Here is a 20,179-nt window from a genome sequence, read left to right on the forward strand (position 1 = left end):
ATCTGGATGGCCGCCTCCGGCCGACTGATCAGAGGCTGGGGGATTCTCAGCGCTCAGTTCGAACCATGGAGGGTTGCATGCCATTCCGTCCATTGCACGACCGTGTTCTCGTCCGACGCATCGAGGCTGACGAGAAGACGGCCGGCGGCATCATCATTCCGGACACTGCCAAGGAAAAACCGCAGCGCGGCGAGGTCGTCGCCGTGGGCGCCGGCGCGCGCACCGACAAGGGCGAGCTGGTGCCCCTGGACATCAGGGTCGGGGATGAGGTTCTGTTCGGGAAGTGGTCCGGGACCGAGGTCAAGATCGACGGTGAGGACCTGCTGATCATGAAAGAATCGGACATCCTGGGCGTCGTCGAAGCCGGCAAGGCCGCGAAGAAGGCGGCCTGACGGACCCGCGCCCAAGTGCCAGACGAGCGTAAGGAGATCGTACCATGGCAGCCAAAGACGTCAAATTCTCCAGCGACGCGCGGGACAAGATGCTGCGCGGCGTCGACATCCTCGCCAACGCGGTCAAGGTGACTCTGGGTCCCAAGGGCCGCAATGTCGTGCTTGAGAAGAGTTTCGGCGCGCCGCGCATCACCAAGGACGGCGTGACGGTCGCGAAGGAAATCGAGTTACCCGACAAGTTCGAGAACATGGGCGCACAGATGGTGCGCGAGGTCGCGTCCAAGACCTCGGACAGCGCCGGTGACGGCACCACCACGGCGACCGTGCTCGCTCATGCGATCGTGAAGGAAGGCGCCAAGGCGGTCGCCGCCGGCATGAACCCGATGGACCTGAAGCGCGGTGTCGACCTTGCGGTCGATGCGGTGGTGGAGGATCTGGAGAAGCATGCCAAGAAGGTGAGCAACAACGACGAGATCGCGCAGATCGGCACCATCTCCGCCAATGGCGACAGAGAGATCGGCCGCTTCCTGGCGCAGGCCATGCAGAAGGTCGGCAACGAGGGCGTCATCACCGTCGAAGAGGCCAAGTCGCTGGAGACGGAGCTCGAAGTGGTCGAGGGCATGCAGTTCGACCGCGGCTATGTCTCGCCCTACTTCATCACCAATCCGGAGAAGATGCGGGTGGAGCTTGAGGATCCCTACATCCTCGTGCACGAAAAGAAGCTGACCGGGCTGCAAAGCATGCTGCCGCTCCTGGAATCGGTGGTACAGTCCACCAGGCCGCTGCTGATCATCGCGGAGGATGTGGAAGGTGAGGCGCTGGCAACACTGGTGGTGAACAAGCTGCGCGGCGGCTTGAAGGTAGCCGCCGTGAAGGCGCCGGGCTTCGGCGATCGCCGCAAGGCGATGCTGGAGGACATCGCGGTGCTGACGGCCGGCACGGTCATCAGCGAGGACCTCGGCATCAAGCTGGAGAACGTGACGCTCGACATGCTGGGCAAGGCCAAGAGGGTGGTGGTGGAGAAGGAGAACACCACCATCATCGACGGCGCCGGCAAGAAGCAGGACATCCAGGCTCGCGTCCAGCAGATCAAGGCTCAGATCGAGGAGACCACCTCCGACTACGACCGCGAGAAGCTCCAGGAGCGGCTGGCCAAGCTCGCGGGCGGCGTTGCCGTCATCCGCGTCGGCGGCGCAACCGAGGTCGAGGTGAAGGAGCGCAAGGATCGCGTCGACGATGCACGCCATGCGACGAAAGCCGCAGTGGAGGAAGGCATCCTGCCGGGCGGCGGCGTGGCCTTGCTGCGCGCGGTCAGGACCCTTGAGAAGCTGACGCCCGAGAACGACGACCAGAAGGCCGGCATCGACATCGTCCGCCGCGCCCTGCAGATTCCCGCACGCCAGATCGCGATCAATGCCGGTGAAGACGGCTCGATCGTGGTCGGCAAGCTGCTCGAGCGGAACGACTACAGCTGGGGCTACAATGCCCAGACCGGCGAGTACCAGGACCTCGTGAAAGTGGGCGTGATCGACCCAGCCAAGGTCGTGCGCACCGCCTTGCAGGATGCCGCGTCCGTTGCGGGCCTGCTCATCACCACCGAGGCTCTGGTTGCCGAGAAACCGAAGAAAGAGGCGGCACCCGCTCTCCCGCCGGGCGGCGGCATGGGAGACATGGACTTCTAAGCAGACGATATTGTGCGAAGACCCGGCTCCGGCCGGGTCCTTTTTCTTCAGGTTTTCTTCGCGTTGGCGGCCGCGCGCGCGTCTTCGGCGGTCAGCCACGCCAGGACGGTCGACGCTGGAAAAGTCCAGCCAACACAGCGACGGATGGTCAACGGAGAACACATCACCCAGGCCGGCGCCGAACATGCTGTCATGGGCACGGCCAGCTTGCCGTTGTCGATGGCGAGGCCGCCCTGTTGATTCCTTCCTTGCTGCGATCTCCATCCATGCGCGCGCCCGCCTTGATGGGGTCGAGCCCAACCGGCCAGGCCGTCCAACGATCAAAGACCGCGCCCTCAAGGCGGACCTCGTCGAGCTTGGTCGACGCAAACGAAACCTTGCGTAGATTGGCGTTCTGGAGATTGCCGCCGGTCAGGTCTGATTCGCAAAACGAGGCACCCTCCAGATTCGTACCGGGGAACAAGACACCACGCAGATCTGAGAACTGAAACCTGGCATTCCTGAGATCTGCATCCGAGAAATCCGCGTCCGCCATCATCAAGGTTATAAAGTTCGCGCGTTGAGCATTGACGCGGACAGCATTCACCTTCTCGAGCGATCCGACGCGCAATCTCTCCGAGCGGTAGTTCTTGAGCATGGCGCCGAGACCAGGCGAACGAAAGTCAGCGCTGTTCAGATCCGCGCCTTTGAGGCTCGCGATCCTTCCCTTGAAGCTGAACGCAGCCCGGTTCAGTCTTGCGTTTTCGAAGTTCACTCCATCGAGTGAGCCTGACACGAGCGCATAGGTGAGATCGGCGCCAGCCAGATCTGCGCCGTCCAGGACAGCGTTCCATAGTTGGGCTTCCGAAAAATCAGATTGCTTCAGGGACGTTCCCGCAAAGGAAACTGTCGTGAGAGTGGCCCCGCGGAATGTCGCGCCGTCCAGGGTGCGACCGGAAAGATCAAACTTCGCGCCAGACAGATTTGTGAAGTCTCGCCAGCTGGGCTCGATTTCATCGGTGCGGCCAAGACGGATGAGACTTGTGGCGCGCGCACGAAGCGCATATGCGTCGGTTGGATTTTGGGCGAGATAGGGGTCGAGTGCGCCGAGGGCGAGTTCGTCCTGCCTGTACTGCGATCGCAACTTTGCTGTGAAGAGCACTGCCTCGCGATTGCCTGGATCCGCCGCAAGAACCTCGCTCAACAGCGTCAAAGCCTCGGGCAGGTTCCTGGTCTCTGCGAGCAACCGCGCTTTGTCGATGACGGGAGCGGGGTCTCCAGGCGCGGAATCGATTGCGGCCTGATAAACATCTAGACGCTGTTGGAAGCGTGCGAGAGCTTCGAATACGATCGCGCGGTCGCGCCCAAACGTCCCGGACCCTTGAGTGCAAATGCTGGAGACATGATAGAGGCCATCCCCGCCAAGATAAGCGGCGATGATCGACGTCTCTTGCATCCGGAAGACAGGGCCACAATTTACGCCGTCCTGCGGCAGATATCGGAGAGCGACAGTCTTCCCGAGTTCGCCTTTGAAGGCCTGATCGACGCGAAAGATGCTTTCCATCTGATGTGTGCAAAATCCGTCATCGCAGTCGGAGGAGTTCAGGTGTCTCGTGTTCACCATCGCACCTTCGAACAGGATCGAGGAATTGACGACCAGCGAATCCGGATCCGCAACGTTGCAGGAACAGGCCCAGGCGGCCGACGTAGCGAGCAAGCCGGCGATCAGCGAAACGAGCCCGAGAGAGTGCATGCGGACAGTCATAGTGTTGTCCAACGTTAGCAGAGCTTGAGCTGCGCAGGTAGAGCAACCTGGGCTAAAAGGCAATTTTAAGGCGAAAGAAGGTTAATGGCCCGATTGATCAAGTCCGATCTTAAGGCCCGGGCTCCGGCCGAGTCTTTTTTCTTCAGGTTTTATTCGCGTTGGCGGCCGCGCGCGCGTCTTCGGTGATCAGCCGGGCCAGGACGTCGCGCCAGCGCAGCACCGGCGCGTTGTAGCGCACCTCGAGACCCTGCGCGTCATTGCGCACGACAACGCCATAGGTCGGCAAGGCGCGCTGCTTGCCCTCCAGCGACAGCACGAAGGTGAAGTTGAGCTTCTGCCGCGGTGCGATCCAATCCGGCGCGCCGGCGATCAGGACATCGACAATATTCATATTGACGATCTCGTGCCGGCGCCCGTCGATCATCACGGAGAGATTACGGAGTTTCACGCGCCCGGCGGGCGCCGTGGTCAAAGTGGCTGAGGACATGGCTCACCAGGCCCGCAAGAGCGGGCCGCCCAATCTCCGGCTGTTGGTCGTCCTATTCTCGCGGAGACGGCGTTACCAACTGGTTACTTGGTTAACGCACTGGATTGAAAGCCGTTTCGGCGACCGACGCCTGGCTCAGCGGTGCTTGAACTGGGCTGGCCGCTTCTCGGTAAAAGCCGTCATGCCTTCCTTCTGGTCCTCGGTGCCGAAGGTTGCGTGGAACACGCGGCGCTCGAACTTCAGTCCCTCGGCAAGGCCGGTCTCGAACGCCTGGTTGACCGCCTCCTTGGCCATCATGACCGCGGGCAGCGAGAAAGACGCGATCTTGGCCGCGACCGCTAGCGCTTCCTCCAGCAGCTTGTCGGCCGGCACGACGCGCGCGACAAGGCCGCTGCGCTCGGCCTCCTCGGCATCCATCATGCGGCCGGTCAGCACCAGGTCCATGGCCTTCGCCTTGCCGACCGCGCGGGTCAGGCGCTGGGTCCCCCCGGCCCCGGGAATGGTGCCGATGGTGATCTCCGGCTGGCCGAACTTCGCGGTCTCGGCCGCGATAATGAGGTCGCACATCATGGCGATCTCGCACCCGCCGCCAAGCGCAAAGCCCGCGACCGCGGCGATGGTCGGCTTGCGGCACTGCGCCAGGCGCTCCCAACCTTTGGTGATGAAGTCGCTGGTGAAGACGTCGATGAAGGTGCGGTCCTTCATCTCCTTGATATCGGCGCCGGCGGCGAAGGCACGCTCACTACCCGTCACCACGATGGCGCCGATATTCGCGTCGCTCTCCAGTTCGTTCAGCGCCTGCTCCAGCTCGGCGATCAGTTGTGTGCACAGCGCGTTCAATGCCTTCTGCCGGTTGAGCGTGATGAGCCCGACGCGGTCGCGCTTCTCGAGGAGGATGGTTTCGAACGTCATTGCTGCTGGCTTTCGGCGCTGAGGGTGAAAGAGACATTGACCGGCGATCCGCCCTGCCCGCCCAGGACATCGATCTTCAGGGTTTCGGCCTTGCGGTGGTAGGTGCCTTCGCCGGCCTTCTCCCAGCCGAGCGGCGGTAAGGCATCGTCATAGAAATCGAACACGTCGTCGGCGCCGACCTTGCCAGTGGCATAGGCCGTCACGATGCGCCCGAGCGGTGCATCGAACACGGTCGACTTGTCCTTCTGCTCGGTCAGCCCATCGGCCACCGGCAGATCGGCGATGGCGGAGAAATACTCGGTGGCCCAGGCGGAACCGCCGAGGCCAAGAGTAAGAATGACGGCAACCAGCCAACCGCGCATGACCGCTCCCTTTCGGATCGGAACGGCCTTTAGCATGCCTGACAGCGGGCTGGAAGGGTGCTGACCAGCACGCACCGATTTTGTCATCCCGGCAGCCCCGCCTTGCGCAGCCCGCCTCTAATTCGATCGGCAATCGCCGGCGGGCACTCGCGGAGCCGGAGAGTTCCGACTCTAAAATTGGGCCGAAGCCGAAGCGCATTGGCCGCTGTTTCTCTAGCTTCCTCCATCCGGCCGAGTTCCGCATAGCAGCCGGCAAGCCGACAAAGCACCCAATATCCCGGCTTGGTGATCCGGCTCAGGGCCGCGGCCGCGTCGGCATATCGTCCGGCTTCGTAAAGTACGGAGGCGAGATTGAGCCAATACCATTCCGGATGATACGGATTGAGGCGCATGCCTTGCATGACGCGATCGAGGCCCTGCTCCAGCTGTCCTCGAAACGCGAGCAGCCTGCCGTAGCCAACAATGACATCGGCATCGTTGGGGTTGAGCTCGAGCGCACGCTGATAGTGCCGCTCGGCGCTGTCCATATCGCCGCGATAGCGTTGGATGAGACCTACCAGAAATTGACAGCGACCGTCAGTCTCATCGAGCTCCAGCGCGGTTGTCGCCATCGCATGGGACCGGTCCAGAATTTCATCGGGCGCGTCGCTGTAGCCGTACAGCACCACATCGGCAAAGGCGCGGTAGGCGCGAGCACGCGCATAGTCTGGGTCGAGATCGACCGCCTGCTGGAATAATTCGACGGCGCGCTGATTGTCGCCCGGACCATAGCCACGCAGATGCTTGAGACCGCGCAACAGGCATTCGTAGGCCGCCATCTTCGGTTTGCGCCGAACCTGCGCCAGCAACGCGCTCTCGACGCGGCCGTGAAGCGTGGAGGTGAGCGCGCGCGTGATGGTATCCGGAATGGTGGTGAGATCTGCGAAGGGGTGATCGTAGGATTCACCCCAGACCTGCGCCCGGGTCGCGGCGTCGAGCAATCGCACGGTGATCCGCACGCGATCGCCCTGGCGTTGCAGGCTGCCTTGAACGAGGTGAGCGACGCCTAGCCGCCTGCCGATTTCCGCGATGTCGGTCTCCTGCTTCACGATCATCGAGGAGGAGTAGCGATCAATGACGAACAGCAGGCGGAAGCGGCCGAGGCCGGTGATGATGTCCTCCGCCAAACCCTCGCAGAGATGGTCGAGGTCCGGGTCACGGCTGAGATTGCTGAAGGGCAGCACGGCAATCGACGGACGCTCTGTTGCGCGCGCAGAGTCCACCATGGGCGCCTGTTGCGCCGGGCGGTCCGTCAAGATGTTCCGATAAAGCATCTCGGTCTGCAGGTCCGGCACTGTGTCCAGTTCTCTTTTCAGAGTGTCGCGACATACTGCATACAGCTTGAGTGCTGTCGCGCGATCGCCGGCAGCGACATGCAGGCGCATCAGCGTGCGATGCAGCGGTTCGCACACAGGATCCCGCGCCAACAACTGCCGCGAGAGGCACAAGGCTGTTTCGCTCGGCTGTGCCGTCGTCGCGATGTTCTCGACCAGACGAACTGCGAGCGCGGCAAGCCGCTCTCGTTCCGGAGCGAGCCAGGCTTCATATTCCGGCGTGATACCGTCGATGCCTTCGAGCAGCGCTCCACGATAGAGCGTCGCCGCATCCGGCCATGTTGCGGGTTCAGCAGCGAGCCGTTCGAAGGCCACGGCGTCGATCTCGATGCCATCACAGGAGAAGTTGACCGAGTCCCGCTCGGAGGCGATCGGATCGAGCGTGACCTGGCGACATGTGTGACGGATCGCGGCGATGGACTGGCGCAGGGAATCGCGCGCCTGGGTCTCGCCCCGGTCGCCCCACAGCAATCCGGCGAGCCGGTCCCGTGCCAGAGACCGGCCGGCATTGAGGGCAAGATAGGCCAGCAACAGGCGATCCTTTCGGGTTGACAGGGCCAGCTCGCGACCGTCCGCCGACCGCAGCCCGAACCCGCCCAGCAATGTCAGGCTGCACGCCGCCAAATTGCCCCTCCCCGAGGGACGCACGGATCTCCAGCACGTCGATTTTACGCACTTTTCACGCGGCGCGCACCGTTGCAGACCGCCTTTTCCGCCTGAGCTCACGCCGATCCGCGATCCTGCCCCAGTCGATCAGCCGAGGGGAAGCATCATGTGGAAGTTTGGACAAAAGATCAGGACCTTGATCTCGCGCCAGAGGCGCCATACCGAACAGCCCGCTTCCGACAGCCGTGCCACGGACTGGCTGCCGCCGGTGTTGGGTCCGGAGGATTGGTCGATCGGCCTGATGTGCGACCGCAGCGCGGGCTGGTACCTCGACCGGCGCTAAGCGCGCCAAACGCCTTCCCGCACTAGGTCACCCTGCACGTCGCGGACGGCGCCGCGCAGCGCCGTGACGGCTTCGTCGATCTCCGCCTTGCCGATGATGAGGGGCGGCGAGAGCACGATCCAGTTGCCGAGCGGGCGGATCATCAGGCCGCGCTCGCGGCAGCGTTCGAACACCCGCTTGGCGACGCTCCATGCGCTCGGACAGGGCTCCTTCGTCTTCTTGTCCGCGACGCACTCGACGCAGACCATGAAATGGCTGCCGCGCACGTCGCCCACCAGATCGAGGTCAGCAAGGGTGCCAAGCTGCTCCCGAAAATAGGGACCCCATTCGCGCACGTGGCCGCAAATGTCCTCGCGCTCCAGGATGTCGAGCGCGGCAAGGCCGGCGGCGCAGGCGACTGGGTGCGATGAATAGGTGAAGCCATTGGCAAACATCTGCCCCTCGCCGGCCGCGTCGAGGAGCTGGTTGTAGAGTGCGTCGGATACGATGAAGGCGCCAAGCGGCACATAGCCCGACGTCAGCCCTTTAGCCGAGGTGATGACGTCCGGCACGATATCGAATACCGGCTCCGATGCGAACACGTGGCCCAACCGCCCAAAGCCGGTCACGACTTCGTCCGACACATAGAGCACGCCGTATTTGCGGCAGACCTCCCAGGTGCGACGCTGATAGCCGGGCGGCGGGACGATCACCCCGCCGGACGCGAGCAGGGGCTCCGCCACGAAGCACGCGACGGTCTCCGGTCCGAGCTCCAGGATCTTGCGCTCGAGATCGCCAACACACTGGTCGCCGAACGCTTCCAGGCTCATCCCATCCGGCCGGCGATAGGGATTGGGCGCTGGCAAGTGATGCACGATGTCGGTCGCGAAGCGCATGTTGGGCTTGTCGCCCGGCTTGCCGGAAATGGTGGCAGTGAGATACGTGCTGCCGTGGTAGGCGTTCTCGCGCGAGATGATGTGGCGCTTCTCTTTCTGTCCCAGGAAACTGAAATAGAAATGGATGAAGCGAATCGCGGAATCGACTGCGGTCGATCCGCCGGTGGTGAAGAACACGCGGTTAAGATCACCTGGCGTATATCTCGCTATCCGGTGCGCGAACTCGATTGCCGGTTCAGTCGAGTTCTTGGTGAAGGGCGAGAAATAGCACATGCGCTTGGCCTGCGCCGCCATCGCCTCCGCGATCTCGTCACGGCCATAGCCGACATTGACGCACCACATGCCGCCCATGCCGTCGATCATGCGCTTGCCCTCGACGTCATAGACATGCACGCCCTCGGCGCGGTCGATGATCAACGGCTTCTGCGCGCGAACCGCGCCGAGATCCGTCCAGGGATGGATCAGGTGCCGCCGATCCAGATCCTCCAGCCGCTCGATGCGCATGTGTTCGTCGAGATTGGTGAGCATGAGGTTCCTTTCGCTAATCGTCACCCGCGGGTCCAAGTTCCCGTGGGTGAGCGATCACACTTGGATCACCGGGTCCGCCGCTTCGCGACGGCCCGGTGATGACGTTATAAGGCAAGCTATACGGTGCGAGTCATTGCCCCGTCTTCGCCCGCGTGAACTCGCGCACGATGAGGCGTGCTTCCTCGGGCGTGCGGAGTTCCGTCACATAGACGTTGGCGAGGCGTTCCGGATCGGGATACATCGCCGGGTCGTTGCGGATCGCCTCGTCCACGAGGGGCGTCGCCGCCTTGTTGGCATTGGCATAGCCGATCTCGTTGGTGATCTTCGCGATCACCTCCGGCCGCAACATGTAATCGATGAACATGTGCGCTTCCTCGATGTTCTTGGCGTCCTTCAGGATGGCCATCGTATCGTAATCCATGTTCACGCCTTCCTTGGGCGTCGCGTATTTGAGCGCCACGTCGACACCCGCTTCCTCGGCGCGGGCGGCCGCTTGCGCATAGTCGCCCGACCAGGTCATGGCCAGGCACCGGCTGCCGTCAGCCAGCGCGCCGATTGTGCCGACGGAATCGAAGGCCGCCAAATTCGGTCGCATCTTGCCGACCAGGTCGGCGGCCTTCTTCACCTCTTCCGGATCGCTCTTGCCCGGATGCAGGCCGAGATAATTTAGCGCGAGATCGATCACGTCTTCCGGCGAGTCCAGCACGCTGGTGCCGCATTTGGTGAACTTGGACAGGACTTCCGGCTTGAAGAACATGTCCCAAGAGTCGACCGGCGCATCGGGATCGATGGCCTTGATCTTCTTTTCGTCATAGACGAAGCCGTTGGTCCAGAACATGTACGGCACCGCATATTTGTTGCCGGGGTCCGAGACCTGCAGCACTTCCCAGAACTTTGGATCGATGTTGCCGAGATTCTTCAGCTTCGACTTGTCGAGCGGATAGTAGAGATCCTGCTTCACGTGATGCTGCACGAACTGCCGGCCAGGGAAAATGATATCGTAGCCCGAAGCCCCCGCCTGCACACGCGCATCCATCGTCTCGTAGCTGTCGAACAGGTCGTAAGTTATCTTGATGCCGGTCTCCTTCTCGAAATCCTCGATCGTGGTCGACCCGATATAGTCTGACCAGTTGTAGATGAAGAGCTGTCGCTCCTGCGCCTCTGCCGCATTGAGGGTCGCGATCAACGCGAATGCTGTGAACGTCGCGAGCAATCCTGCCTTGGAAATCATTCATGCCTCCCTTGTCGCCGGCGCGCCGGCGGTCGCTGCAGCCATCCCGGGCATTTACTGCCGTCTCGCTTTCTATGAATGATCGTTCATAGAATTTACTGTTGTCAAGGGCGCAAGGACAGGTGAGAAATCGGCATCCGGCAGGGAGAAGCGGACAAAACGATCGAATGGGGACGGCAGCAAAGGAGCGGAGCGCCAGGCCGCGCCGCCGCGATGAAGCCAAGGCCTACTTCCGCGCGAAACTGATCGACGCCGCGATCGAAGCGATTGCACGGCACGGCTTCTCAGGGCTGTCGGTTTCGCGCTTGGTCGAGTATTCCGGCCTGGCCCGCGGCATGGTGAACCTGCATTTTCACCGCAAGGACAAGCTGCTGCACGAGGTGCTGAAGCATCTGGCCGATGCCTATCGTACGAGCTGGCAGGCGGCGATCGCGCGCACAGAGGATGACCCAGCGGGCAGGCTGTGGGCTTTGGTCGAGCACGACGTAGGTCGCAAGACCCACGATGACCGCGCCCTCATCGCCTGGCTCGCTTTCCGGCAGGAAGCCATTACCAATCCCAGCTACCGCCCACTCTGCGATACCCGCGAGGCCGTGTTCTTCGGCACCGTCAAGTCGCTGTGCGCTGCGCTGATCAAGGACGGTGGCTACGACATCAAGGTCGATGTCGCAGCCCTCGGCATCACCTTCCTGCTGGAAGGCCTGTGGCTCGACTGGGCGCTCGACCCGCATCGCTATCGCCCCGCCGCAGGCCGCGCCGTGTGCCGAACGCATTTGGCCGCGATCTTCCCAAAACATTTCGCGAAGAGAGCGAAGTCCGCCGCACCGTAAACATGCCTACTTCTGCTTCCGCGGGCAGTAGTATGTCGAGCGCCCGACCTGCGTGATGCGCATCACGCCGCCGGTCTTCTCCACATCGCAGGTGCAGCGCCAGCATCCCTTGCCCTTGCGTTCATAGACGCGCCAGTGATGCTGGAAGTCGCCGAGATCGCCGTCGGCCCGGACATAATTGCGCAGGGATGAGCCGCCGGCGGCGATCGCATCAGCCAGCACGGCCTTGATCGCGGCCGCCAGCTTCTCCGCGCGTTCGCGCTGAACCGTGTAGGCCATGCGTTTGGGCGATAGGCCAGCGCGGAAGAGAGCTTCCGACACGTAGATGTTGCCGAGTCCGGCCACGACCTTCTGGTCCAGCAGGGCGGCTTTGATGCTGGTCTTCTTGCCCTTGAGCGAAGCGGCGAGCGAGGGGCCGTTGAACTCGTTGCCCAGCGGCTCCGGTCCCAGCCCCCTAAGCAGCTTGTGCGCATCGAGCTCGGCGAGCGGCGTCAGGTCCATCATGCCGAAACGTCGCGCATCGTTGAAACGCAGGCACCAGCCGTTCTCCGTCTGGAAGATCAGGTGGTCATGGGGTTCCAGCACATCCGGCCAGCCCTGGCCCAGCAGCATGCGCCCGGTCATGCCGAGATGGCCGATCACCGCCGTCTCGTCATCCAGCTCCCAGATCATGTATTTGGCGCGCCGGCCGATGCGGATGATGCGCCGGCCGGTCAGGCGCTTGGCGAAGTCCGGCGGCAGGGGAAAGCGCAGGTCCTTGCGCCGCTGCTCCACCCGGGTCAGGCGCTTGCCCTCCATCTTCATGGCCAGGCCCCGGCACACGGTCTCCACTTCCGGCAATTCAGGCAACGCAGCTTCTCCCCCAAGGACGGCCCTCAACTCAGCACGTCACTACATCCGATCCTGTCAGGACTGCCAAGTCTTTGTCCTGATGCGCCCTTTTGCCGTTGGAAAGCAATCCTGGCGCAAGCTATGGTGCCGGCCATGACAGGGGATCACGACACATCAGAGACTTGGTTCGGTGACCGCAGAGTGGGCCGCGCGCAAAAGACCATGCTGGTGCGCGATGTCTTCTCCTCAGTCGCGGACAAATACGACCTGATGAACGACCTGATGTCGGTCGGCATCCACCGCCTGTGGAAAAGCGCGATGATCGACTGGCTGAGCCCGCGCGCCGGGCAAAGCATCCTGGATGTGGGCGGCGGTACCGGCGACATCGCTTTCCGCCTCCTGGAGCGCGTACCCGACGCCCGCATCACGGTCTGCGACCTGACCCCCGCCATGCTGAACCAGGGGCGCGACCGGGCGGTCGACCGCGGCATCCTCACCGGCATCGAATGGGTGGCCGGCAACGCCGAGCATCTGCCGTTCGACGAGATGCGGTTCGATGCTTATACGATCGGATTTTGCCTGCGCAACGTCGCGGACTGGGACAGGGCGCTGCACGAAGCCTGGCGCGTGCTGAAGCCCGGCGGCCGCTTCCTGTGCCTGGAATTCTCCCAGGTCGCGGTTCCGGCCCTTGCCAAGGCGTATGACCTCTATTCCTTCAAGGTGCTGCCGTGGCTGGGGCAGCAGGTGGTGGGCGATCGCGAGTCCTACCAGTATCTTGTCGAATCGATCCGCCGCTTCCCGAACCAGGAAACATTGGCCGGCATGATGGCGAAGGCCGGCTTTGCGCAGGTCTCCTATCGCAACCTGTCCGCGGGCGTCGCGGCTCTGCACTCCGGTTGGCGCGTCTAGATGCTCAGTTCCATTCGTTCCATCCGACGCCTGATCATGATCGCGATCACCTTCGCGCGGCACGGTGCCCTGGCGCCGTTCGAGAAGGCGATGATGGGCGCCGGCCTGGCGCCGGTGGTCCTGGCCGTCATCCAGTTGCTGTTCGGACGGCAGGTCGGCGACAAGCGGCCCGGCGAGCGCCTGGCCTTGGCGCTGAGCGAGCTCGGCCCGGCTTTCATCAAGCTGGGACAGGTGCTGTCCACGCGCTCCGACCTGTTCGGCGAGCAGGTGGCGGAAGACCTGGCAAAGCTGCAGGACCAACTGCCGTCCTTCAGCGCGTTCCAGGCGCGCGCGACGATCGAAAAGGAGCTCGGCGCGCCCATCGAGGAGCTTTTTGCTCAGTTCGACGATGAGCCGATCTCCGCCGCTTCGATCAGCCAGGTGCATTACGCCATCACGCGACCCGACAAGGACTGGCCCGAGGGCCGCCCGGTCGCGGTGAAAGTGCTGCGCCCCGGCATCGAGGAGGCCCTCAAGGCCGACATCGAGTTGCTGTTGTGGATGGCCTACCTGATCGAGCGCACACAGCCGCGCCTTCGGCGGCTGAAGCCGGTGGAGGTGGTGCAGACCTTCTCCGCGACCGTCAGCGTCGAAATGGATCTGCGCCTGGAGGCAGCCTCCGCGGCGGAATTGCGGCAGAATTTCGGCGGCGATCCGACCTATCGTGTGCCGGACACCGACTGGCGCCGCACCGCCAAGCGCGTGATGACTCAGGAGCGCCTGACCGGCATTCCGATGGATGACCGCATGGGCATGCTGGCGGCCGGCCTCGATATCGACGATGTGCTGGCGAAGGCCGCTGCCGCGTTCTTCAATCAGGCGTTCCGCGACGGCTATTTCCACGGCGACCAGCATCCGGGGAACATGACCGTCGGCTATGACGGCGCGATCCAGGTCGTCGATTTCGGCATCATGGGCCGCCTTACCAAGCGCACGCGCTATTTCCTGGCCGACATGCTGCTCGCTTTCCTGCAGCGTGACTATGCCAAGGTGGCGCAGGTCTACGTCGACGCCGGCTACCTGCCGGGCGTGCGCACGGTCGAGGACTTCACCCTCGCCTTGCGCTCGGTCGGCGAGCCGATCCACGGTCGCCCGTTGCAGCACATCTCTTTCGCGCGCGTGCTCGGCCAGCTCTTCTCCATCGCCGAAAGCTTCGACATGGAGGTGCAGCCCGAGTTGCTGCTGCTGCAGAAGAACATGTTGATGGCGGAGGGCGTGAGCCGCCGCCTCAATCCCAACCTCAACATCTGGACCTTGGCGCAGCCGCTGATCGAGCAGTGGATGCGCGACAATCGCGGCCCCGAAGCGCGCGTGGCGCAGGCCACCGAAGAAGCGCTCTTCATCGTGCGCCGCTTCCCCTCCGTCATGCGCAACATGGACCGGCTGCTGCACCACTTGGCCGAAGGCGGCCTGAAGCTCGACCCCGAAGCCCTGCAGGTGATCAACCGCCAGGGCAGCAATTGGTGGCTCTGGCTCATTATTGCCGTGCTGGTTGCCGGCCTGCTGTTCAGCGGCAGCGAGCAGAACATCTACGTCCTGCCCGACGTGCCGGCCGACATCCCCCTGGATCGCGGCGAGACGGTGCCTTAGCGCTCTTCCGCACCTAAGTTTCCTCCCGTAATGGGCGCCGCACCTTGCACCGTGTGTGATTCCACATTAAATACGATGCGACACTGTGGAATTTGCTCTTATGGCCCCGTCCGCACGCATTCTGTTGATCGTCTCGGGTGGCATTGCCGCCTACAAGTCGCTGGAGCTGATCCGGCGTGGGCGGGACCGTGGCCTGTCGTTCCGGGTGATCCTAACCCCCGGTGGGGCGGAGTTCGTCACCCCACTCTCCTTCGCTTCGATCAGCGGGGAGAAGGTCTATCAGGAGCTGTTCTCTCTGACCGACGAGAGCGAGATGGGCCATATCCGGCTGTCGCGCGAGGCCGATCTGGTCGTGGTCGCGCCGGCGAGCGCGGACCTGCTCGCCAAGATGGCGCATGGGCTGGCTGACGACCTCGCCTCCACCGCCCTGCTCGCGACCGACAAGCCGGTGCTGGTCGCGCCGGCCATGAACGTCATGATGTGGGCGAATCCGGCTACCCAGGCCAATATCGCGACCTTGCGGGCGCGCGGCATCCACGTGGTGGGGCCGGGCAGCGGCGATCTCGCCTGCGGCGAGGAGGGATCGGGCCGCCTATCGGAACCCAACGACATCCTGGACGCGATCGAAACGCTGCTGGGGCGCGAGCGGGTGCTGAGCGGGCTCAAGGCGCTGGTGACCTCCGGTCCGACCCACGAGCCGATCGATCCCGTGCGCTATATCGCCAATCGCTCTTCCGGCAAGCAGGGCCACGCGATTGCCGCCGCGCTGGCCAAGCTCGGCGCGGACACCCTGCTGGTGTCCGGCCCGACAGGCGAAGCAGACCCGGCCGGCGTCGCCGTGCGCCATGTCGAGACCGCGGCGCAGATGCTCGCGGCCTGCGAGGCCGCGCTGCCGGTCGACGTCGCGGTATGCGCCGCCGCCGTCGCCGATTGGCGCCCGGCCCAGGCCGGCAACCAGAAGCTCAAGAAGAACGGTATGACCGCGCAGTCTCTCGAGCTCACCGCCAATCCGGACATCCTCGCGACACTCGCGCAATCGAAGAAGGCGCGGCCGCGTCTGGTGATCGGCTTCGCGGCGGAAACCGAGCAAGTAATCAAGCACGCGGAAGAGAAGTTGAAGAAGAAGGGCTGCGACTGGATTCTGGCCAACGATGTGTCGGCAGGCACCGGCACGTTCGGCGGCGATGCCAACACGATCCATCTGATCTCCGCGAACGGTGTCGAGGACTGGCCGACCTCGAGCAAACAGGATGTGGCGCTGCGCCTGGCGCGCCGGATCGCCGATCATCTGCGAGGCGCGCATGCATAGCCCAACCGTCCACGTGCAGCATCTGCCGCACGGCGCCGACCTGCCGCTGCCGTCTTATGCGACCACGCAATCCGCCGGCCTGGACCTCATGGCCGCGGTGCAAGGCGAGGTCACTCTGGCGCCGGGCGCGCGGCAGCTCATTCCGACCGGCCTTGCCATCGCCTTGCCGGCTGGGTTCGAGGCTCAGGTGCGCCCGCGCTCCGGCCTGGCGCTGAAGCATGGCATCACCGTGCTCAATTCGCCCGGCACCATCGACGCGGACTATCGCGGCGAGGTACAGGTGCTGCTGATCAATCACGGGACAGTGCCCTTCATCATCAAGCGCGGCGACCGCATCGCGCAAATGGTGGTGGCACCGGTCACGCAGATCGCCTGGCATACCGTGGAACGACTGGACGAAACCGAACGCGGCAGCGGCGGCTATGGCTCGACGGGCGTCGCCGCCGTCGCGCAATAGAACACAAACAAGAAAAGACTCGTCGACAGGGGTTTGGCTTTGCTTCATCCATCCAAGCGATTGCTGTTCGCGATCGAGTCCGTGCTCGACATCGCCTATTATGGCGGTTCACAGCCGGTGCAATCGGGCGACATATCAGGGCGCCAGGGCATTCCGCGCCGCTATCTGGAGCAGGTGCTGCAGCACCTAGTGCGCAGCGGCATCCTGGCCGGTCATCGCGGGCCGAAGGGCGGATACCAATTGGCGCGCGAGCGGCGGCGGATTACCGTAGGCGAGATCGTGCGCGCCGTGCGCCAGTTCGAGGGCGTGCCGGATCCGATCCAGACCGCGAGCGGTTCGCGCGTGGGATTGGAGATCGTGCGGCCGATGTGGCGCGACCTGCAGCGCAAGATGTTGGCGGAGCTGGATGCCGTGACCCTCGAGGATCTGTGCCAGAAGGCGCAAGCGGCCGGCATCCGCACCGACGCGCAGGAACGCTTGGATTTTTCGATTTGAGACACATCAGCGCAGGCTGAGACAGGACAAGAAAGGCGACAACGTTCATGTCAGACGCACTCACGCACTTCCGCGGCCGCATTTACGACAATCTGCTGCAGACCATCGGGGCCACGCCTTTGGTGCGGCTCTCCAAGCTGGCGAAAGCAGAGAACGTCAAGGCCGAGCTGGTCGGCAAGCTGGAATTCTTCAATCCGCTGAGCTCGGTCAAGGATCGGCTCGGCATCGCGATGATCGAGTATCTCGAGGACAAGGGCCTGCTCAAGGAGGGCTCCGTCATTATCGAGCCGACCAGCGGCAATACCGGCATCGCCCTCGCCTTCATCGCGGCGGCGAAAGGATACCGCTGCATCCTCACCATGCCCGAGTCCATGTCGATGGAGCGGCGCAAGATGCTGCGCCTGCTGGGCGCGGAGCTCGAGCTGACGCCGGCGGCGCGCGGCATGTCCGGCGCCATCGCGCGTGCCGAGGAGCTGTTGAAGGAGATTCCGAACTCCATCATCCCGCAGCAATTCAAGAATCCCGCGAATCCGGAGATCCATCGCCGCACCACCGCGGAAGAGATCTGGAAGGACTGCGAAGGCAAGGTCGACGCGATTATCAGCGGCGTCGGCACCGGCGGCACCATCACCGGCGTCGGCGAGGTGCTGAAGAAGCGCAATCCAAATCTCAAGATGATCGCGGTGGAGCCGGAAGATTCACCGGTGCTGTCCGGCGGTCAGCCGGGCCCGCACAAGATCCAGGGCATCGGCGCCGGCTTCGTCCCGGACATCCTCAGCCGCGAAGTGATCGACGAAGTGCTGGCGGTCTCCAACGCCAACGCCTTTTCGATGGCGCGCAAGGTCGCCAAGCTCGAGGGTCTGCCCGTCGGCATCTCCTCTGGCGCCGCCTTGTCCGCCGCCTGCGAACTCGGCCAGCGCCCGGACTATGCCGGCAAGCGCATCGTGATCATCATTCCATCGTTTGCCGAACGCTATCTGTCGACGGCGTTGTTCGAAGGGTTGGATTGAGCGCTCTCAACGCATTCTTAGTTCGTCACCCTAGACAGCCGTGTAGCGGCGTGATCCGGGGTGACAGTGGAGTAGGTGGAGACAGCAGCCATCATGATCACCGACCTCACCGACGCCCAGCTGGAACGCTATGCCCGTCACGTCGTGCTCGACGAAGTGGGCGAAGAGGGCCAGCTCAAGTTGCTCAACGCGAATGTGCTGGTGGTCGGCGCCGGCGGGCTCGGCTCGCCGCTCATCCAGTATCTTGCGGCAGCCGGCGTCGGACGCATCGGCATCGTCGATGACGATACGGTCGATATCTCCAATCTGCAGCGCCAGACCATCCACCGCCTGGAAGACGTCGGCCGTCCGAAAGCGCAAAGCGCCGCAGATTTCGTCAAGCGCCTCAATCCCGAGATCAAGGCCGACGTCCACGCGACGCGCTTCACGCAAGGCAATGCCGCGATGATCGCCGACTATGACTTGGTCGCCGACGGCACCGATAATTTCCGTACGCGCTATCTGCTGAACGATATGTGCGTGCAGATGAAGCGAACGTTGGTCTCGGCCGCGTTGCTGCGCTTTGACGGCCAACTCGGCGTGTTCAAGCCGCATGCCGGCCCGGCCTATCCGTGTTATCGCTGCATCTTCCCGGAAGAGCCGCCGCAGGATCTGATCCCCCGTTGCGAGACCGCCGGAATCTTCGGCGCCGTCGCCGGCATCCTCGGCTCACTGCAAGCCACCGAAGTGCTGAAGGAATTACTCGGCCTCGGCGACACCTTGGCCGGCCGCCTCATGCTCTATGACGGCCTCTCCGCCCAGATCCGGATCGTGAAGGTGAAACGCCGCCCGGATTGCCCGAGCTGCGGCTCTATTTGACGCCTGAGTTCTGATCTCCGGTTCCTGATTCCGGCTCCCAACCTTCGGGCGCCAGCTCGAAGCCCTCGTATTCGAATGCCGGCGCGACGGTGCAGCCCACCAGCGTCCAATCGCCGAGCGAGCGCGCCGACTGCCAGGCATTGGCCGGCACCACGACCTGCGGCCGCGCGCCAGCGAGAACGTTGGAGCCGAGCAGGTGCTCCTTCGGCGGCACGCCTTCGAGTTCGGCGATGGCGATTCTCAAAGGTGCGCCGGCATACCAGTGCCAGATCTCGATCGCATCGACACGATGCCAGCGCGAGACCTCGCCGGACTTGAGCAGGAAGTAGATCGCGGTGGCCGCACCGCGCTCTCCGGTGGAAGGCCGATCGCGAAACGTCTCGACGAAGTGGCCGCCTTCGGGATGCGGCTGCATGCCGAGTTCCGCGATCACCTCCTGCGCAGTCGCGGTGGCGAGGCTGACAACGGTCTTTTCCTCAACCGGCATGGCTGCTCTCCCCTTGAGGTCCGCTCCCCTTTATAACCCTATGCACCGCCAAGAGCGGCGATCAAGCGCGCGCCGGCAAAGTCAACCAGCGATACAGGCTGGTGTTCCCTCTCGCGCCTGTGTCATGGTCGTGGCGGACATCGATCCTTTCTGCGGAATGAATGCCATGTCGTCCGAGCTCTACTTCGCCTATCTGCTCGCCACCATCGTGATCGTCATCGTGCCGGGACCGACGGTCACGCTGATCGTCGCCAATTCCCTGACCCACGGTACGCGCGCGGGGCTGTTGAACGTCGCGGGCACGCAGGCAGGGCTGGCGGTCTGCATCGCCACCGTCGCGGTGGGGCTTGCCTCCTTCATCCAGACGATCGGCTGGTGGTTCGATTGGCTCCGGATCGCAGGCGCCGCCTATCTCGTCTGGCTCGGCTGGAAGCTGATCCGCTCTACGGGAGAGATTGATACGCGCGCTGCAGCGCGTCGCCCACGGGGTGGGTTTCTCCTGCAGGGCTTCCTGGTGATGCTGAGCAACCCGAAGACGCTATTCTTCTTCGGCGCCTTCATCCCGCAATTCGTCGATCCCGCACGCGATTACCTGACGCAGATTGCGATCCTCGGACCGACCGCGATGATCGTGGCGCTGGCGAGCGACGGCTTCTATGCCATTGCGGTCGGCCGCGCGCGCCGGCTGCTGACCCAGCGCCGCGTGCGCTTCATCAACCGCGCCAGCGGCGCGTGCCTGATCGGCGGCGGGGTATGGCTGGCGCTATCGCGCTCGCGCTGACCGCGACGCACCCCTAACTAAGCTTGTAAGGTCGCCGTTCCGTGCATG

The 20,179-nt window shown here is 63.6% G+C and carries 21 protein-coding genes; 12 read left to right on the top strand and 9 right to left on the bottom strand.

Annotated features, from left to right (window positions below; genetic code table 11):
• Positions 1–77: 77 nt before the first annotated feature.
• Both groES and groL read left to right on the top strand, forming a co-directional pair.
• Positions 78–392 (top strand): co-chaperone GroES, encoded by a 315-nt coding sequence (groES, locus tag DTX69_RS18280; protein WP_119303104.1) that lies wholly within the window; start codon positions 78–80, stop codon positions 390–392.
• A 44-nt stretch (positions 393–436) separates the two neighbouring features.
• A complete protein-coding gene (gene groL, locus DTX69_RS18285) occupies positions 437–2,074 on the top strand; it encodes a chaperonin GroEL (protein ID WP_119302996.1) in 1,638 nt (545 codons plus the stop codon).
• Positions 2,075–2,264: 190 nt separating this feature from the next.
• On the opposite strand, the gene DTX69_RS18290 is transcribed toward groL, so the two are convergent.
• The 5 genes from DTX69_RS18290 to DTX69_RS18310 form a co-directional block, all read right to left on the bottom strand.
• Positions 2,265–3,617: a pentapeptide repeat-containing protein gene (locus tag DTX69_RS18290; protein WP_162917332.1), complete on the bottom strand. Its 1,353-nt coding sequence runs from the start codon at positions 3,615–3,617 to the stop codon at positions 2,265–2,267.
• Between the two features lie 343 nt (positions 3,618–3,960).
• Positions 3,961–4,305: a hypothetical protein gene (locus tag DTX69_RS18295; RefSeq protein WP_119302998.1), complete on the bottom strand. Its 345-nt coding sequence runs from the start codon at positions 4,303–4,305 to the stop codon at positions 3,961–3,963.
• Positions 4,306–4,440: 135 nt separating this feature from the next.
• Positions 4,441–5,217, bottom strand: coding sequence for an enoyl-CoA hydratase (locus tag DTX69_RS18300; protein WP_119302999.1), 777 nt, complete (start codon positions 5,215–5,217; stop codon positions 4,441–4,443).
• Complete coding sequence (locus tag DTX69_RS18305) at positions 5,214–5,579, bottom strand: hypothetical protein (protein ID WP_119303000.1); 366 nt, start codon at positions 5,577–5,579, stop codon at positions 5,214–5,216. Before DTX69_RS18305 ends, DTX69_RS18300 begins: the two co-directional genes overlap by 4 nt.
• A gap of 83 nt (positions 5,580–5,662) precedes the next feature.
• Entirely contained in the window at positions 5,663–7,576 is a 1,914-nt protein-coding gene (locus DTX69_RS18310) for a tetratricopeptide repeat protein (RefSeq protein ID WP_162917333.1), read from the bottom strand.
• A gap of 148 nt (positions 7,577–7,724) precedes the next feature.
• On the opposite strand from DTX69_RS18310, the gene DTX69_RS30235 reads away from it, so the two are divergent.
• Positions 7,725–7,901, top strand: a complete 177-nt coding sequence (locus tag DTX69_RS30235; RefSeq protein ID WP_162917334.1) for a hypothetical protein — start codon at positions 7,725–7,727, stop codon at positions 7,899–7,901.
• Here the strand turns inward: DTX69_RS30235 and DTX69_RS18315 are convergent.
• Positions 7,898–9,304 (bottom strand): aminotransferase, encoded by a 1,407-nt coding sequence (locus tag DTX69_RS18315; RefSeq protein ID WP_119303002.1) that lies wholly within the window; start codon positions 9,302–9,304, stop codon positions 7,898–7,900. The genes DTX69_RS30235 and DTX69_RS18315 overlap by 4 nt on opposite strands.
• A gap of 130 nt (positions 9,305–9,434) precedes the next feature.
• The gene (locus DTX69_RS18320) at positions 9,435–10,535 is read right to left on the bottom strand and encodes an extracellular solute-binding protein (RefSeq protein WP_119303003.1); all 1,101 of its coding nucleotides are present in this window, start codon (positions 10,533–10,535) and stop codon (positions 9,435–9,437) included.
• A 167-nt stretch (positions 10,536–10,702) separates the two neighbouring features.
• Between DTX69_RS18320 and DTX69_RS18325 the strand changes: the two genes are divergently transcribed.
• Positions 10,703–11,365 (top strand): TetR/AcrR family transcriptional regulator, encoded by a 663-nt coding sequence (locus DTX69_RS18325; protein ID WP_119303004.1) that lies wholly within the window; start codon positions 10,703–10,705, stop codon positions 11,363–11,365.
• A gap of 6 nt (positions 11,366–11,371) precedes the next feature.
• Here the strand turns inward: DTX69_RS18325 and mutM are convergent, their stop codons facing one another.
• Positions 11,372–12,214, bottom strand: a complete 843-nt coding sequence (gene mutM / locus DTX69_RS18330) for a bifunctional DNA-formamidopyrimidine glycosylase/DNA-(apurinic or apyrimidinic site) lyase (protein ID WP_119303005.1) — start codon at positions 12,212–12,214, stop codon at positions 11,372–11,374.
• 135 nt (positions 12,215–12,349) lie between these two features.
• On the opposite strand from mutM, the gene ubiE reads away from it, so the two are divergent.
• From ubiE to DTX69_RS18365, 7 genes are all read left to right on the top strand, one after another.
• Positions 12,350–13,105 carry a bifunctional demethylmenaquinone methyltransferase/2-methoxy-6-polyprenyl-1,4-benzoquinol methylase UbiE gene (ubiE, locus tag DTX69_RS18335; protein ID WP_119303105.1) on the top strand — a complete coding sequence of 252 codons (756 nt, stop codon included), beginning with the start codon at positions 12,350–12,352 and terminating at the stop codon, positions 13,103–13,105.
• Positions 13,106–14,734, top strand: coding sequence for a 2-polyprenylphenol 6-hydroxylase (ubiB, locus tag DTX69_RS18340; RefSeq protein WP_119303006.1), 1,629 nt, complete (start codon positions 13,106–13,108; stop codon positions 14,732–14,734).
• A 100-nt stretch (positions 14,735–14,834) separates the two neighbouring features.
• The gene (coaBC, locus tag DTX69_RS18345; protein ID WP_119303007.1) at positions 14,835–16,043 is read left to right on the top strand and encodes a bifunctional phosphopantothenoylcysteine decarboxylase/phosphopantothenate--cysteine ligase CoaBC; all 1,209 of its coding nucleotides are present in this window, start codon (positions 14,835–14,837) and stop codon (positions 16,041–16,043) included.
• Positions 16,036–16,500, top strand: coding sequence for a dUTP diphosphatase (gene dut, locus DTX69_RS18350; RefSeq protein ID WP_119303106.1), 465 nt, complete (start codon positions 16,036–16,038; stop codon positions 16,498–16,500). Before coaBC ends, dut begins: the two co-directional genes overlap by 8 nt.
• A gap of 39 nt (positions 16,501–16,539) precedes the next feature.
• The gene (locus DTX69_RS18355; protein ID WP_119303008.1) at positions 16,540–16,995 is read left to right on the top strand and encodes an RrF2 family transcriptional regulator; all 456 of its coding nucleotides are present in this window, start codon (positions 16,540–16,542) and stop codon (positions 16,993–16,995) included.
• Positions 16,996–17,042: 47 nt separating this feature from the next.
• A complete protein-coding gene (gene cysK, locus DTX69_RS18360) occupies positions 17,043–18,005 on the top strand; it encodes a cysteine synthase A (protein ID WP_119303009.1) in 963 nt (320 codons plus the stop codon).
• Between the two features lie 93 nt (positions 18,006–18,098).
• Complete coding sequence (locus tag DTX69_RS18365; protein WP_119303010.1) at positions 18,099–18,863, top strand: HesA/MoeB/ThiF family protein; 765 nt, start codon at positions 18,099–18,101, stop codon at positions 18,861–18,863.
• On the opposite strand, the gene DTX69_RS18370 is transcribed toward DTX69_RS18365, so the two are convergent.
• Positions 18,856–19,350 carry a cupin domain-containing protein gene (locus tag DTX69_RS18370; RefSeq protein WP_119303011.1) on the bottom strand — a complete coding sequence of 165 codons (495 nt, stop codon included), beginning with the start codon at positions 19,348–19,350 and terminating at the stop codon, positions 18,856–18,858. The two genes, DTX69_RS18365 and DTX69_RS18370, sit on opposite strands and share 8 nt — an antisense overlap.
• 166 nt (positions 19,351–19,516) lie before the next feature.
• On the opposite strand from DTX69_RS18370, the gene DTX69_RS18375 reads away from it, so the two are divergent.
• Positions 19,517–20,131, top strand: a complete 615-nt coding sequence (locus DTX69_RS18375; protein WP_119303107.1) for a LysE family translocator — start codon at positions 19,517–19,519, stop codon at positions 20,129–20,131.
• The last annotated feature ends 48 nt before the right edge of the window (positions 20,132–20,179 follow it).

The organism is Dongia deserti, from assembly GCF_003574735.1.
GTDB classification, from domain to species: Bacteria; Pseudomonadota; Alphaproteobacteria; order Dongiales; family Dongiaceae; genus Dongia_A; species Dongia_A deserti.